At 40.2% G+C, this 14,269-nt stretch carries 13 protein-coding genes; 2 read left to right on the forward strand and 11 right to left on the reverse strand.

The features are described from left to right. Positions 1–16 precede the first annotated feature (16 nt). Genes ACVCDT_RS11500 through ACVCDT_RS11540 form a run of 9 tightly spaced genes read right to left on the reverse strand, consistent with a single transcriptional unit; the run spans position 17 to position 9,325 of the window. Positions 17–1,237, reverse strand: coding sequence for a type II secretion system F family protein (locus tag ACVCDT_RS11500; protein WP_447132925.1), 1,221 nt, complete (start codon positions 1,235–1,237; stop codon positions 17–19). Next, positions 1,224–3,104, reverse strand: coding sequence for a GspE/PulE family protein (locus ACVCDT_RS11505; protein WP_447132926.1), 1,881 nt, complete (start codon positions 3,102–3,104; stop codon positions 1,224–1,226). The genes ACVCDT_RS11500 and ACVCDT_RS11505 overlap by 14 nt, the downstream gene beginning before the upstream one ends. Then, positions 3,101–4,216, reverse strand: a complete 1,116-nt coding sequence (locus tag ACVCDT_RS11510; protein WP_447132927.1) for a tetratricopeptide repeat protein — start codon at positions 4,214–4,216, stop codon at positions 3,101–3,103. The genes ACVCDT_RS11505 and ACVCDT_RS11510 overlap by 4 nt, the downstream gene beginning before the upstream one ends. After that, positions 4,213–5,121, reverse strand: coding sequence for an ExeA family protein (locus ACVCDT_RS11515; protein WP_447132928.1), 909 nt, complete (start codon positions 5,119–5,121; stop codon positions 4,213–4,215). Before ACVCDT_RS11515 ends, ACVCDT_RS11510 begins: the two co-directional genes overlap by 4 nt. A gap of 3 nt (positions 5,122–5,124) precedes the next feature. Then, positions 5,125–6,780 (reverse strand): pilus (MSHA type) biogenesis protein MshL, encoded by a 1,656-nt coding sequence (gene mshL, locus ACVCDT_RS11520; RefSeq protein WP_447132929.1) that lies wholly within the window; start codon positions 6,778–6,780, stop codon positions 5,125–5,127. After that, the gene (locus ACVCDT_RS11525) at positions 6,770–7,120 is read right to left on the reverse strand and encodes a hypothetical protein (RefSeq protein ID WP_447132930.1); all 351 of its coding nucleotides are present in this window, start codon (positions 7,118–7,120) and stop codon (positions 6,770–6,772) included. The genes mshL and ACVCDT_RS11525 overlap by 11 nt, the downstream gene beginning before the upstream one ends. Further along, complete coding sequence (locus ACVCDT_RS11530) at positions 7,121–7,792, reverse strand: type II secretion system protein GspM (protein WP_447132931.1); 672 nt, start codon at positions 7,790–7,792, stop codon at positions 7,121–7,123. Further along, positions 7,785–8,399, reverse strand: a complete 615-nt coding sequence (locus ACVCDT_RS11535) for a PilN domain-containing protein (RefSeq protein WP_447132932.1) — start codon at positions 8,397–8,399, stop codon at positions 7,785–7,787. Before ACVCDT_RS11535 ends, ACVCDT_RS11530 begins: the two co-directional genes overlap by 8 nt. Next, complete coding sequence (locus ACVCDT_RS11540; RefSeq protein ID WP_447132933.1) at positions 8,396–9,325, reverse strand: MSHA biogenesis protein MshI; 930 nt, start codon at positions 9,323–9,325, stop codon at positions 8,396–8,398. Before ACVCDT_RS11540 ends, ACVCDT_RS11535 begins: the two co-directional genes overlap by 4 nt. Positions 9,326–9,712: 387 nt before the next feature. Between ACVCDT_RS11540 and ACVCDT_RS11545 the strand changes: the two genes are divergently transcribed. Beyond that, positions 9,713–10,273 (forward strand): TonB-dependent receptor, encoded by a 561-nt coding sequence (locus tag ACVCDT_RS11545; protein WP_447132934.1) that lies wholly within the window; start codon positions 9,713–9,715, stop codon positions 10,271–10,273. Positions 10,274–10,291: 18 nt separating this feature from the next. Next, positions 10,292–11,740, forward strand: coding sequence for a TonB-dependent receptor (locus ACVCDT_RS11550; protein WP_447132935.1), 1,449 nt, complete (start codon positions 10,292–10,294; stop codon positions 11,738–11,740). 1 nt (position 11,741) lies between these two features. Here ACVCDT_RS11550 and ACVCDT_RS11555 read toward each other — a convergent pair whose 3' ends face one another. Together ACVCDT_RS11555 and ACVCDT_RS11560 are read right to left on the reverse strand one after the other, a co-directional pair. Beyond that, positions 11,742–13,544, reverse strand: a complete 1,803-nt coding sequence (locus ACVCDT_RS11555) for a two-component system response regulator (RefSeq protein WP_447132936.1) — start codon at positions 13,542–13,544, stop codon at positions 11,742–11,744. Positions 13,545–13,749: 205 nt separating this feature from the next. Then, positions 13,750–14,269 (reverse strand): IS3 family transposase (locus tag ACVCDT_RS11560; protein ID WP_447132937.1); only part of this gene is annotated, 520 nt, incomplete at its 5' end.

Here is a 14,269-nt window from a genome sequence, read left to right on the forward strand (position 1 = left end):
TAATTTGTCAGTCGCCTTAGCCTTTTATTGCCCCCATCATGTCCCACATAGGAGTAAATATACCTAAGGCTAATATTAGTACCATACCCGCAACTACACTTATTAAAATAGGCTCTATTTTTGAGGTTAAGCTTTTTAAATCGTAATCCACTTCTCTTTCGTAAAACTCCGCTGCCTCGGCCAATAATTCGTCTACACGGCCAGTTTCTTCGCCAACGTTAATCATTTGCAATACTAATGGGGTAAATAACTTACTGCTTGCAGCTACCCGCGACAGGCTTTCACCTTTTTCAATGTTTTTGCGCATGGTTAACACACGATCAGCCATATAAGAATTGTTGACAGCTTCTGCCACTAAATTTAGTGCTGAGGTCAATGGAACACCCGACACTAACATCATGGAAAAACTACGAGCAAATCGCCCTAAGAGCGTACGTTCGAAAATACTGCCCACTATAGGTAATCTTAACTTAGCTCTATCCCATTTGTAGCGGCCTGTTTCAGTGCGTAAATAACGCATTAAAGCAAAAGTCACTAAGGCAATTCCAATCACTAAATAAAACCATTTAGTAATAAAAAAGTTGGAGGTTGCTAGTAGTATGCGGGTCATGGCCGGCAACTCTGCACCAAAAGATAAAAACATTTCAGCAAATATTGGGATCACCACCATATTCATAATAACCATAGCTACTACTATGGCAATAATGACAAACATGGGATAACGAGTCGCCGCTTTAATTTGTTTGCGGGTTTCTTGTTCGCGCTCTAGATAAAAAGATAACTGTAAAAACGCATCATCTAATTTACCTGTGTTCTCACCCACGTGCACAATACTGACAAACAATCGGCCAAATACTTGATTATGTTTGTTAAGTGCTGAGGACAGAGTTCGCCCGCGCTCTAATTGATCGGCAACATCATCTAAGGCCAAAGCCATACGTTTAGAGTTAGTGGTATCTGCTAAACCTTTTACCGCACGTAAAATGGGAATGCCGGATTTGGCCAACGAATACATCTGACGAGAGAAAATCACCAAATCATCTAGGGATATTTGAGGAGTCAGAAAAGATACTTTATCTGATTCAGCAATCGCTTTTTGTTTGGTTTCAACAATTTCGATAGGGGTAAAACTGCGGCCCATAAGAATTTGTGCCACAGCAGAGGCATCTGATGCTTCTAAAACTCCAGTGGCTAGTTCGCCGCTAGCTTTACGTGCTTTATAACTAAACTGAGCCACCGTCGCCTCCAGGTGGTTTAGTATCTGGTTCTAGCTCAAAGGAAAACTCAGATGTACTAGCAGGCTTAGCAATGTTGGTGCTTGGCTCTGGGTTTTCTTGTTGCTCACTGGCTACTTGAGCTAATTCTTCTTCAATGGCCTCTGGATTTTCTGCTGTTGGGTTAACTTTATCATCTGCAACCATCTCAATTAGTTTAAGCACCTCATCCACTGTTGTTATGCCCATTTTGGCATACATAAGGGCAACTTTAGCTAAAGGAATAAAGCCAGGGCTTTCTAGTGCCGTTTCGGCAAATTTGCTGGTGTCGTTTAACTTAAGGGCATTCATCATGCTTTCGGTCATTTCGAGTAATTCGAATACCCCTATTCGACCTTTGTAGCCGGTTTTATTACAACTTTGACAGCCAGCACCACGTTTGAATTTAACCGCTTGTAGGTTGTCGTCTAAACTATTTAGCCATAAGACTTCTTCGGCATTTAATTGGTAATCTTGGCTACATTTGTTACAAATTTTACGTACCAAACGTTGCGCTATTACCGCTCGCAATGAACTGGCCACTAAATAGCCTGGCGCTCCCATATCTAAAAGTCTTACTGCACTACTTATGGCATCGTTGGTGTGCAAGGTAGATAACACTAAGTGACCGGTTAATGCACCACGCAAGCCTATTTCGGCGGTTTCTTGATCTCGCATCTCACCGACCATGATGATATCGGGATCTTGACGTAAGGTTGTGCGTAAGACATTGGAAAAATTTAAGCCAATTTTATTGTTGGTTTGAACCTGGTTAACTCTAGGTAACCTATATTCAACAGGATCTTCTACTGTAATGATTTTGGTTGCCGCTTGGTTTAACTCGCTCAATGCACCATAGAGTGTGGTGGTTTTACCCGAACCTGTAGGCCCAGTGACTAAAATCATACCGTGGGGTCTATGCAATAAACTTCTAAAGCGAGTTAATAAATTATTGGGCATACCTGTTTGGTCAAGAGTCAGTAAGCCTGCTGATTGATCTAATAATCGCATAACCACAGATTCACCGGCCTGTATGGGCATGGTTGATACCCGCACATCTATGGTATGACCCTTAATCCGCATACTGGTGCGGCCATCTTGAGGTAGTCGTTTTTCAGAAATGTCTAAGCCAGACATTAGTTTTAATCTTAATACTAAGGCCGAGGCGATATTTTTTTCTTGGATGACGTTTTCTTGTAAAACTCCATCTACCCGCATACGTATACGAAGCTGTGCTTCATCTGGCTCAATGTGAATATCTGATGCTTTGGCTTGAATGGCATCTTCAAAAATAGATTGTAATAATCTGGCAACGGCAGTGTCTTGTTCATCGCCCACACCTGTATCAAAGTCAAACTCTTCTTCGTCTTGGTATTCTTCGGCTAATTCTTGGGCAAAAGAGGCAATTTCATCGGTGCGGCGATATAAATTATCGTAGGCTTGGATCAATTGTTGGTCGCTGACTACCGCCACATCAATAGGCTTAGGTAACATGCCAGATAAAACATCCACCGCAGCTAAGTCAGCCGGGTCACTCATGGCAACCAGTAACTTGTCACCTTTATCATCTAACACTAAGGCTCGGTGTCTACGAGCTTGTACTTCGGGCAGCATGTTAACTGCCGCTAAATTCACATTATACTGGCCAATGTCCACCATAGGCACATTTAAGTGTTGTGACAAAAACTGTAATAATTGGTTTTCTGTCACAAAGCCTAGCTCGGTTAACATTGAGCCTAGCTTTCGCCCTGATTCTTTTTGAGCGCTGAGCGCGTCCATCAACTGCTCGTTGCTGATGATGCCTTGCTGAACTAATAAGTCGCCTAAGCGTATTTTGGCTTTAGGTTTCATTGCGCCCCTGCTAATACTGAAAGTCGTTGTTGAATAAATTGATTAACTGAATCATCCAGTTGATCTAGGGCAAACGCTTTAGCATAGGCTTGAGATGCTGCAGCGGTTTCGCCTAACTTGTCATGGGTTATGGCCAAGCCTAATAACCATTTAGCATTAGTTGCTTCAATACTGGTCAAGGTTAAATAGTCGGCCTTTGCAAGCTCAATTTTGTTTAATTGTTGTGCCAAGGCTGCGCGGTAAGCTAAATATTCGGCTTGGTTATAACTACTAGGTTCAAAATCACTTAAAATCTTCATGGCTTGTTCTGGTGATTTTTGCACCGCGTACAAGCGGGCCAACATTAAGCGTAAGTCGGCTTGATTGGGATGTAGGTCTATGCCTCTCACTAAAAGTTGCCGGGTTTGTGCATAGTTGCCTTGTGAAAAGTATAAGGAGGCGAGCTTTTTGCGTGCCTTAAGGTTTTCTGGCTCGTTTAGTAACAATTCATTCAACAAAGTTTGAGCGGTATTTATGTCGTTACTATTTAAGCTTTCTGCAATTTGTTGCTTGAGGCTTATGGCTTTATGTTCTTGTTTACTGTCACTCATAGAAAAACTAGGCTTAACCACTGGGACAGAAGGCTGGCTAATTTGGGCTTCAGGCTGCAATTCAGACGCAGTTTGGTTTAAATGTACAGCCAATTTTGCCACTGGTTCTTTTGACTCAACACTTGATTCTGACTGCGGTGATTCGGCTGGCAAACTTGCACTAATGGGCGCAGAATTGGTTTCAACTGTTGTTGGAGTTTCGGTGACAGGTGGAGTAAAGACAGCTACAGGCTGAGTGTTCATCGGCTGTGAGACACTGCCAGTATTGGCCGATGAGTCAGGTGTTTGTGGTTTTTGCATAACAACATTTTCAACAACAGGCTTGGCCTGTGGTTGAGGCTGGTCGTTTAACCAAGCAAAGTCTGTTAATGCCAGTGCTATGGCAATGACTGCCAACAATAATAAGCTGACCAATAACAGTTTAGATTGCCGTTTTTCAGGTGGCTGATAGTCGGCATTGAGAGTTTCATCTTGCTGCTTGCGAGCTTCTAAATCTTGCAGCATTTTATTTACTACACTCAAAGTGGCCACCTATTCCAAAATAAAAAAACTACACTCAAAATTAATAAACTAAGCAGCATAAACACTATGGCTGTTTTAATTTTACTAGGAGGTTGATGGGCAGCTTCTGTGTCTTGTGTTGCTAAGCGAATATGTTGAGGGGTGACTTGTTGTTTACCTTCACCATAGGCCAACATCAGGGCTTTGTGGCTGATAACATTAACAATTCTTGGGGTACCTTTACTCGCTTTAAACAGCATGGCACAACATTTTCGGTCAAACAAATCTGGGCCTCGATAACCAGCAACCTTCATTCTATGTTTTACATATTGACGAACTTGATCTATGTCCATTAATTGTAGTGTGTAAGAAAAAGTCACGCGCTGTTTAAGCTGGCGTAATTCGGGCAAAGCCAGTTTATCGTTTAATTCTGGCTGACCAAACAATACAACTTGCAATAATTTTCGTGATTCAGTTTCTAAATTGGTAATTAATCGTAATGCTTCAATGCTCTCTACGGGTAAAGCTTGAGATTCATCAATAATTAATACCACCCCTTTATTTTGGTGGTGGATTTGAATTAGGCGTTGTTGAATGCGTTGGGTAAATTCTTGCTGATCGGCATGTTCGGTTAGCACCACATTCAGCTCACTTGCCACAGCTCGTCTTAGCTCACTTGGAGTCAAATAAGGGTTAGGAATATAAGCTGCAACAAAGTGTTCAGGAAGCTCGTTTAATAATTTACGGCAAATTAAGGTTTTACCCGTGCCTACTTCGCCGGTCACTTTAATAAAGCCCTCACCGGTTTGTAGTGCAGTAAGCAACACCTGAATGGCTTCCTTATGACTAGGCAAGCCAAAAAAATAACTAGTATTTGGCGTTAAGGTAAAGGGCAGTTCTTTAATACCATAATGGTATAAATACATGATCTAATCCACGTGCAGCCAATCGGCCATTTGATCTCTACTACGCTTTAATTGTTGCTTCCAGGTGTCTTTATCGACAACTGTGGGTTTAATTAAAATCACCAGCTCTTTTTTGATTTCACTGTTTCTTTTATTTTTAAACAAGTTTCCTAATACAGGAATGTCGCCCAGCAAAGGCGTTTTAGACTCTGCCTCAGAAATAATAGATTGCATCAAACCACCTATTACCACAATTTCTCCAGACTTGGCTCTGATGACAGTATCAGATTCACGAATGTTACTTTGCGCCAGCGGCAAAATGTATTGTTCTTCATTTAAGGTGACGACTTTTTCTTGTTCTTCGGTTTCGATTACCGAAGGATGAACATGCAATAACACTACCCCATCTTTATCAATTTGCGGGGTAACATCTAAAGCGATACCCGAAAAGAAAGGTGTGAGTTCGATATTAGGCGCAACTGAGGTTGTGCTACTAGAAATAGTGCTTTGGCTAGACACATCGGTGACAAAGTATTCATCGTCACCTACTTTAATTACCGCTTTTTGATTATTAACTGCTGTTACTCTGGGGCTAGACAATACTTGTACATTGCCTTGGGTAGATAACAGCGACAGTACGCCCGAAAAGTCTTTGTTTACAAAAGATAAACTAGTGATATTGCCCAAAGCTGCGCTGATGCTATTGCCAATACTGCCAGTAGAGTTTGAAAATTGAAAATCTGTAGAACCGCTATTGGCTAAAATTTGTGTCCAATTGATGCCTTGCTGATAAGCGTCGTCTAATGAAACTTCTATAATGCGAGCTTCAAGCACTACTTGTCTTTGTACAATTTCTTCAGACACATCTAAGAAGGCTTTTATGGCTCTAATTTCTTGTGGCATAGCACGCACAGTGACTAAGCCTGCTTGAGGAGTCACCATAACGCTGCGGCCATCCCCATCACCTATCATAGATTCTAGGGTGGTTAATAATTCTGTCCAAAAATCGGTTTCGGTACGGGTACTAATATTGGTGCCATTGATATTATTGTTGTTGCCAAAAGATCCGCCACCCGAGTTGTTATTACTTGAATTTCCACTAAAGCTATTTTGAGAATTGCTATTGCCACTGTTATTGCCAGCGGCCTGCGAAACCCCACCAGAGGTAATGCTGGTTTGAGTAGAGCCATCGCGGGTCATTAATAAGTAGTTAACAGCAAAGGTTTCAGTACGCATGCCAGATGGATAAATGCGATAAATATTTTGTTTGCGTGAAATTTCGTATCCATACAATTCGGCAACAAGATCAAATACTTCACTTAAGGTTACTTGTTTTAAATCTAATGAGATTTCGCCAGACACTTCTGGGTGAATAGCCACGCTGTAAGCCGTGCCTTGTACTATGCTACTGAAAAAGGCATCTGCTGGTACTTTTTGGGCATTAATATCGTATTTTGCTTCGCCAAAGAGTTGCGCATCAGCGTTATTGGCTTCAGGCATAAGAGCTTGATTAATTTCATCGGGTACAGATTCAAGCTTGGCTTGCTCAGCCGTAGGGGCCTGGTTATGAGTTTCTATGGCCTCATCTAAAGACTGCCCGATAGCGGTTTTTTGTTGTGTGTTTTGGCACGCTGATGCCAGCATAATTACACTGATTAGTAGAACTTTATTAGTAACCATTTGTTGTGTCTTTTTTAACGTTGTTGTTATTGACATAAAGCGTTTGTTTGCCTTCTAAGCCATCTATAATGACATGGTTTTGACTGATAGACAGAACTTCATACCCATCAATTTGTTGACCTTGAACAACACTTTTACCATTTATTATGGCTAATATTTGTTGTTCGCTGTTAATTATGGCAGTTAGTTTTAATTGTTGGTTTTTTTGCATACTAAGCTGATTGTTTTTGTCATTTTTGACCAAACTTGTTAAATCAGGTTTAGTAGGATCAATCGCTTCCTGAGCCTCTAGCGAAGCCGAGCCGAACAATAAAGTTAACCCCATTATTACGTATTTCATTTAAATTCCAATAAAGGCTTTATTAGTACTAAGCGTATATATGTCTAATTCAACCTTAGATTTAGGATATTCGCCAACTAAATAATCAAACTTTTTCCAATAAAATTGCCAATGTAAGGCTTCTAACTTGGCTAGATATTGTTGAATATCAAAGTAACTGCCTTCAAAAATTAAGGTAACACCATGACGGTATAAGCCGGTTTCTTGAGTATTTTGATCTTCTGGGCCAGCGGCTAGTATTGCCGTTGGAGGAATGGACTTTAATTCTATTAACTTTAATCCTTTACTATCGGTCAGCACATTTTCCAACATGCTGGCCATTTTACTGGCAGGTACTAAGTGTTTAGTTTGTTGCGCTAATTGGGCATCGAGTTGCGCAATTTCATCTTGTAGATCGGCAATTCTGGCATGTGCTGGTTGGTTGGGATCTTCATTTATTTTCACCGACAGCTTAGCCACATCAGCGGTTAAACTGCTGATCTGAGATTGAATATTAGAAATATTATTATTTAATTTATCTGACTGAGTTAACACGGGCGAAATTAATAAGTGATAACTCAACATTACTACTACTACCACACCACAAAACAAGATTAAAAATTGCTCGCGTAGTGTTGCTTCTAAAAATTTCTCAGATAGCTTTTGATATTCTTCTTGGAACTTACTACTCACCTTTTAGCTCCTTACTCTCAGTAGAGGATTTTCCAGAGGTGATAACAAAGCTAAGTTGTTGATTTTCATCGCGGTATAAACGGGTATCGGCAAATTTTTGGCCTTTAAAATAGTTGGTTTTGCCAAGTGAATTTAACCATTTAGGAATAATAGCCGAGTCATTGGCCGCGCCTTCCATTACTACTTTTTGACCATCAAGTTGAATATGAGTTAACCACAAGCCCTTAGGATGATTTTGAGCTAGCTCTAACATCAAATTGGCGTAACCATTAGATTTGAGTGACTCTTGTCCCGACAACTCGGCTAACACTCTTTGTTTAGAGCTTAAAATTTCACGATTTTTTTCAATGGTTTTTAATAACTGTGGATCGACTTGCATGTTATCAACAGCTAGTTGTAATTCAGAAACTAGCATGGTTTGGCTTTTTTGATTTTCTTTTACCAAACTTAACTCAGATTCGATTTGCTGTTGCTCAAAGTTAAAGTAGGCATAGACTAAAACCGAGGCCAAAAAGCTCAGTCCCCAAAGTCGCACAACTATAGATAGGTTAAGCAGCCTTAATGTAGGCTGATATTTGGGTTGGTAAAGGTTTACGTTACTTTTCATGATGTAACTAAACTCGGAGATTCAACAGCGGCTCCCAAACTTGCAAAGCTTGTGGGTAACAAAGGCAAGTGGTTGTCGTTAATAATATTAGGCACTAACTTTTCCACCGAGATAAAGATGACTTCTTTAATCATACTCTCAAGTTCTTCTTGATGAATAGTGTCTAAAGATAAATAGACTTTTTTAACTGGAGCCTGACGTAGCTGACTTTCAAAATAATCCATAGAGCGTTGAATTTCTAAACTTAAGTTATCAACCACCGCCATTTTTAATTCGTCTTTAGAAAAGCTGGCGATGTTTTCGTAGCCTCTTAAACGTCGCGAAAAGTATAATAGATTGCGTTTAACAATGTTTAAGCTTAGTTGGCCGCCATCTTCATGTTTTAAGATAATAACCGCATCGTCACTAGGTTCAACTAAGTTACAGGTTACTAGTTCTTCAACACCAATGGTATTGAGGTTAAGCCCGGCTTTTAATACGCCATCGCGAATATCACAAATCTCTTGCTCGCCTATTGCTACTACATTGACTTTTTTTACGTTTGACGCGGCTACAGGCGGATCAAAATAATCTATAGCTAACTCAAATTCACTAAACAATTGTTCTTTTACCGACCATTGTAACGCTTGGTTAATTTCATTTTCGGCAACTTCTGGGCGATCTAACTGTAAGAGTTGATATTTAGAAATAGACAGGGCTACATTACATTTAGTATTGGCCAAGTGATTTTTTTCAACAAAAGTTTTTAATTCTGATTGCCAGTCATCTATGGGCAAAGAGTGCTGTTTAACCCAATGGAGCTGACCTTTGGATTTTTGTATTACTGAAATGTGGAAGTCATTAACGCCAATCTCAATTCCGAGGGAATGAAATTTTGAGGCCTTCTTAAAGTGGCCTTTAATAAAATCGCGCCAACCAATTTGCATATTACAGGCTTCATCGCATTAAACTTATTCCCATTACAGCAAAAAAAAACGCCTAAGGCTAGTCAATTTCTACACTGAATTCGCTCGTTTTTGTTAAGTAATCCAATGATTTAAGCAAATAAAGACTAAATGCCCTAACTTTTTGCTTAAAAAACGCTGATTATCAGAAAACAGAGCTTAGACTAAGGGTGGTTTGGGGGCTTTTTAAACTGCCTATGCCACTCATTATTATGTCTAACTAAAGGTTTAAGCAACTGACTTACCCACCATGCCATGCAATAGTTTGATATGCTTAGCCCACTAGGGTAAAAAAAACCATCAAGTGTAACTTTCAATCTTTTAATTTTTGATCTAGAGGGGCTTCCCCTAGATGCCTTTGGAGTGATTTTGAATAAGCTAATCTTTTTGCTGCTGATATTGTTATTGCCTATTTCTTTGTTGGCAGAAGAGTTGGAACCTGAAGTGGAAAAAATAACAGTGAGTGCCACGCGCCAGGCCGCAGGGATGTTAGATGTTGCCAGTAATATTAGCCAAATCAATCAAGACACTTTGCAGTTAATTGAACATCAACACATTAATCAAGCGCTAGTACGGGTGCCCGGAGGATGGATAAGCAGAGGCAATGGCCAAGAACACCTAACTGCCATTCGCTCTCCTGTTTTGACTGGGGCAGGGGGCTGTGGCGCGTTTTATATTGCCCAAGATGGCATTTCGGCTAGGGCGCCAGGCTTTTGCAATGCCAATCAACTTTTTGATTTAAATACCCTACAAGCGGCAAATATTGAAGTTATACGCGGTCCTGCTAGCACGTTTTATGGTTCAAATGCAGTGCATGGTGTGATTAATATTTTAACGCCAGAGGTATTTGACCAGCAGCCTGGGCAGTTTGCTTTAAATTTGGGTCCGCATGGTTATCAGCGAGCTTTATTTAAGTTGTCCTCAGTGTAAGACGAACATGGGGTAATATTGTATGGGCATGTCACTAAAGATCGAGGCTACTTAGATGAGAGTGGTTATGAGCAGCAAAAACTCAACCTCATTCATCAATATCAGCAAGGCAATTGGCAAATTAAAAATGTGTTTGCCGCGAGCCATTTAGCTCAACAAACGGCTGGCTTTATAAGTGGCTTTGAAGCCTATAGAGACGCCAGATTAAAAACTCAAAACCCCAATCCTGAAGCTTTTAGAGATAGCCACTCAGCGCGTATCTATAGCCTCATAGAATATGCACCAAACGAAACCATCCTATTAACCTTAAAGCCCTACCTTAGAACCACTGCCATGCGTTTTTTACAACACTATTTGCCTTGGCAACCTGAAGAAGAAAATAGCCAAAAAGGCCTAGGTTTACAGACACAACTTAGCCAAAAGTTAGGAGCCTTTACTTGGTTAACTGGGGTGGATTTTGATTTTACTCAAGGAGAGTTAACCGAAATCCAAGCTGAGGCTTTTGCCCCAACTATCCCAATGGGCATACATTATGATTACCAGGTAGATGCCAAGGTTATTGCTCCCTTTACCCAGTTAGTTTGGCAAGCACAGCCTAACTTAAGCTTAAGCTCAGGGCTGCGCTTTGAAAAAACCGAATATGCTTACCAAAACTTTTTATCTGACGGTAGTGCTTGTGCTGCTGACGTATCTACTTGCCGATTTACCCGCCCTAGTGATCAAAAACGCCAGTTTACTCAGTGGTCCTATCAATTGAATGGACTCTATGCTTTAACCAATCAGCACAAATTATATGCCCAATATTCAACCGGTTACCGCGCACCGCAAGCCACTGAGTTGTTTAGGTTACAAGGAGGGCAAAATGTAGCTGATTTAAAACCAGAGCAATTGCGTTCAATTGAATTCGGCATTAAAGGGCAAGCTAAAGATTTATCTTATGATTTCACGCTGTTTTCGATGAACAAAGAGCAGTTTATTTTTCAAGACAGCAACAGATTCAATATAAACGATGGTAAAACCTCTCATCATGGTCTTGAATTGGCCATTGAATACCAGTGGCAGCAGTATTACCTTGGCGCAAGTGGCAGTGTGGCTAAACACAGGTACGGGTCAAATATTCAATTGAGTCAAACGAATATTCTAGGTAATGAAATTGATACTGCACCAAGGCATATGGCCAGTTTACAACTAGGAACCACCAATTTTTGGGGCGGCACCGCCGAATTAGAGTGGGTGCATCTAGGCAGTTATTATCTAAACCCAGAAAACACGGCCAAATACAGTGGGCATAACTTATTAAACCTAAGAGGGAGCTGGCCGCTTAGTCAAAGGCTAGGTTTGTCGTTAAAGCTTATAAACTTAACTGACCAAGACTATGCTGAACGAGCAGACTTTGGGTTTGGCCAGTATCGTTATTTTGTTGGCGAACCCCGCTCAATTTACTTTACGCTAAGCTTAGACTTTTAATTTAGGTTTGTTTTTTGGGGGCGTAATTTTTTAGCGCGCAGGGTGCATGAAAATGCTGGCCTTGCGCAAAGCCTACGCCTATATGCTTTAACTTTTCAGCAACCTGTTCATTTTCTACTTGTTTTGCAACTAGGGTATTACCGGTAATCTCGGTTAAGTTTTTAAACATTTTTAACACCACAGAATTTAACGGACTGTTGGCCAATTGTTGAATAAAGCTTCCACCAACTTTGACCTGATCAATTGGCAAGTCAGTTAAATATTGATAAATGCTGCTTTGCCCTCCAAAGTCATCAATGCAGGTTTTACAGCCAATCGCTTTTAATCTTGCTAAAAAGGTGCGAGTGCGACTAATAGAGTGCAAAACATCTGGCTCTGATAGTTCAAAGCAAACTAACTTAGCTGGCACTTCTTTTTCGCTCAATAAGTTTTCTAAAGTGATTAAAAACATGGGATTGGCAATGCTTTGTGCCGAAAGGTTTATAGACACATGGCTAATGTCTTTTTCAATTTTTGTTTGTTTAGCCAGCCAATTAATCGCTTGTTTAACCATCCATAAATCAATTTTATGACTTAAGGTTGAGCGTTTTGCAAAAGTCAAAAACTCTGTGGGTAACATTAAGCGCTCAGATGATTGGCTTTTGAGCCTAATTAACAACTCTATAGAAGGCTTATAATTAAATAAGTTTTTTATGGGGAATACTTTTTGAAAAAACACTGAAAATTGGTTGGCTTGCAACGCTGACTCTATATAGCGGTAAAATTCTTCATCCGCCTCTTTGGGACTTTGTATGGCAGTTTGCTCATGATAATTAATGATAGTCCCTGCACCATGGCTTTTGGCAATGGCAGAAGCTTGGCTGGCTCTTGATATTATTTTTCTCACATCCTTTTCTTTGTGCTCTACAAAACAATAGCCAATACAAAGGTTCACTTGCATAGGGTTGTCTTGCCATTTAAAAGGAAAGGTACTGACACAATCTATTAGGCCTCGGGCAATGTTTTTGGTGGTTTTTTTGTCCGTATCTGGCAGAAAAACCGCAAACTGGTCGCCGCCCAAACGACCTACTAAGGTAGAGGGGGTTAATTGTTTTGGTAGCATCTGACTAATAGTAATTAAAACGTAATCACCCGCCTCCCAACCATAAAGTTGATTGATACTTTCAAATTCAAATAAATCTAAAAATAAAAACGCTCCTTTAGTTTGGCTATTAACTCTGTTGTCTAAACACGCTTGCAATTCTTTTTCAAAAGCTACGCCACTGGCCAGTTGGGTTAAAAAGTCAGTGCCTACTTGGTCTTGTAGGCGTTCTTCTAATAGCTTTCTTTCATTAATGACTTGATTTAAGCGTCTATTGGATTCAGTCAAATCTCGTGTTCTAGCGAAAACCTGTTCTTCTAAGTGTTCATTTGCACTTTGCGCCTCGTTAACCAAGCGCCGCATTTTTAGGTGAAATTGGGTGCGAACTACTAACTCTGATTGGTTAATGGGTTTAGCTAAATAATCGGCACAGCCAAGTTTAAATCCTTCTTCAAAGTTTTTTGCATTGGCGGTTAAAAAGATGATGGGAATACTAGAAAACTCTGGGTGCGCCTTAAACTTTTGGCAGGTTTCAAAACCGCTCCACCCGCCAGGCATATTTACATCAAGAATAATTAAATCAGGCTTTGCGCTAACGGCTAATTGTAAGGCTTCTTCACCACTTTGAGTGGTAATCACCATATAGCCATGTTCTTCAAGTACAAATTGAACCAATCTAAGTATGGTGGGTTCATCATCTACCACCAATATTTTTTCCTGCATGCGGCAATTTCCATAGTCACTTAAGGCACATTAAATGTTTGTTTAACTGAACTTTTTATTGTTCAATAAAAATCACATTCGATGATTATTTAATCACTATAGCTTAGGTATAGATAGTGCCGATACAAATAAATCTTCGGATAAATGCAAGACAAAAATAATAAAGCCCCGCACATGAAGTGACCCCGTAAAGTTGGACTCATTTCTAAGCGGCTACCAAGGCCTGATTTCGATATGCTATCGGACTCAGGCCTTTTAGTTTCAGCTTAATTCGTTTGTGATTGTAATATTTTATATATTCTTTGATTGCGTTTACCAGCTCAGTAACACTTTTGTACTCATAGCCGTGATACATTTCCGTCTTTAATATGCCGAAGAAGTTTTCTGCAACGGCATTATCTAAGCAATTTCCTTTTCTAGACATACTTTGTATTAAGTTGTTGTCTGCAATGATTTTTCTGGTCATCTGGTGTTGATATTGCCAACCTTGGTCAGAGTGAATGAGTGGTCGCTCATGCCATTGTAATTGTTTTATAGCCTTGTTTAGCGTATCCGTGACTAGATTTAATCTCGGTGAAGTGCCAACCTCATAACTAATAACCTCTTGATTAAACAGGTCAATGATTGGTGACAGGTAGACACGTTGGTTAGCTACCTTAAACTCTGTGATATCGGTTACCCATTTTTGATTCGGTTTCACAGCATTAAAGTCTCTGTTAAGCGTA

Source organism: Paraglaciecola aestuariivivens (genome assembly GCF_052983255.1).

Bases quoted from the DNA above. Each gene is read 5' to 3' on its own strand.
- ACVCDT_RS11505 (WP_447132926.1), bottom strand. From the start codon at position 3,104: ATGAAACCTAAAGCCAAAATACGCTTAGGCGACTTATTAGTTCAGCAA.
- ACVCDT_RS11515 (WP_447132928.1), bottom strand. From the start codon at position 5,121: ATGTATTTATACCATTATGGTATTAAAGAACTGCCCTTTACCTTAACG.
- mshL (WP_447132929.1), bottom strand. From the start codon at position 6,780: ATGGTTACTAATAAAGTTCTACTAATCAGTGTAATTATGCTGGCATCA.
- ACVCDT_RS11525 (WP_447132930.1), bottom strand. From the start codon at position 7,120: ATGAAATACGTAATAATGGGGTTAACTTTATTGTTCGGCTCGGCTTCG.
- ACVCDT_RS11535 (WP_447132932.1), bottom strand. From the start codon at position 8,399: ATGAAAAGTAACGTAAACCTTTACCAACCCAAATATCAGCCTACATTA.
- ACVCDT_RS11540 (WP_447132933.1), bottom strand. From the start codon at position 9,325: ATGCAAATTGGTTGGCGCGATTTTATTAAAGGCCACTTTAAGAAGGCC.
- ACVCDT_RS11555 (WP_447132936.1), bottom strand. From the start codon at position 13,544: ATGCAGGAAAAAATATTGGTGGTAGATGATGAACCCACCATACTTAGA.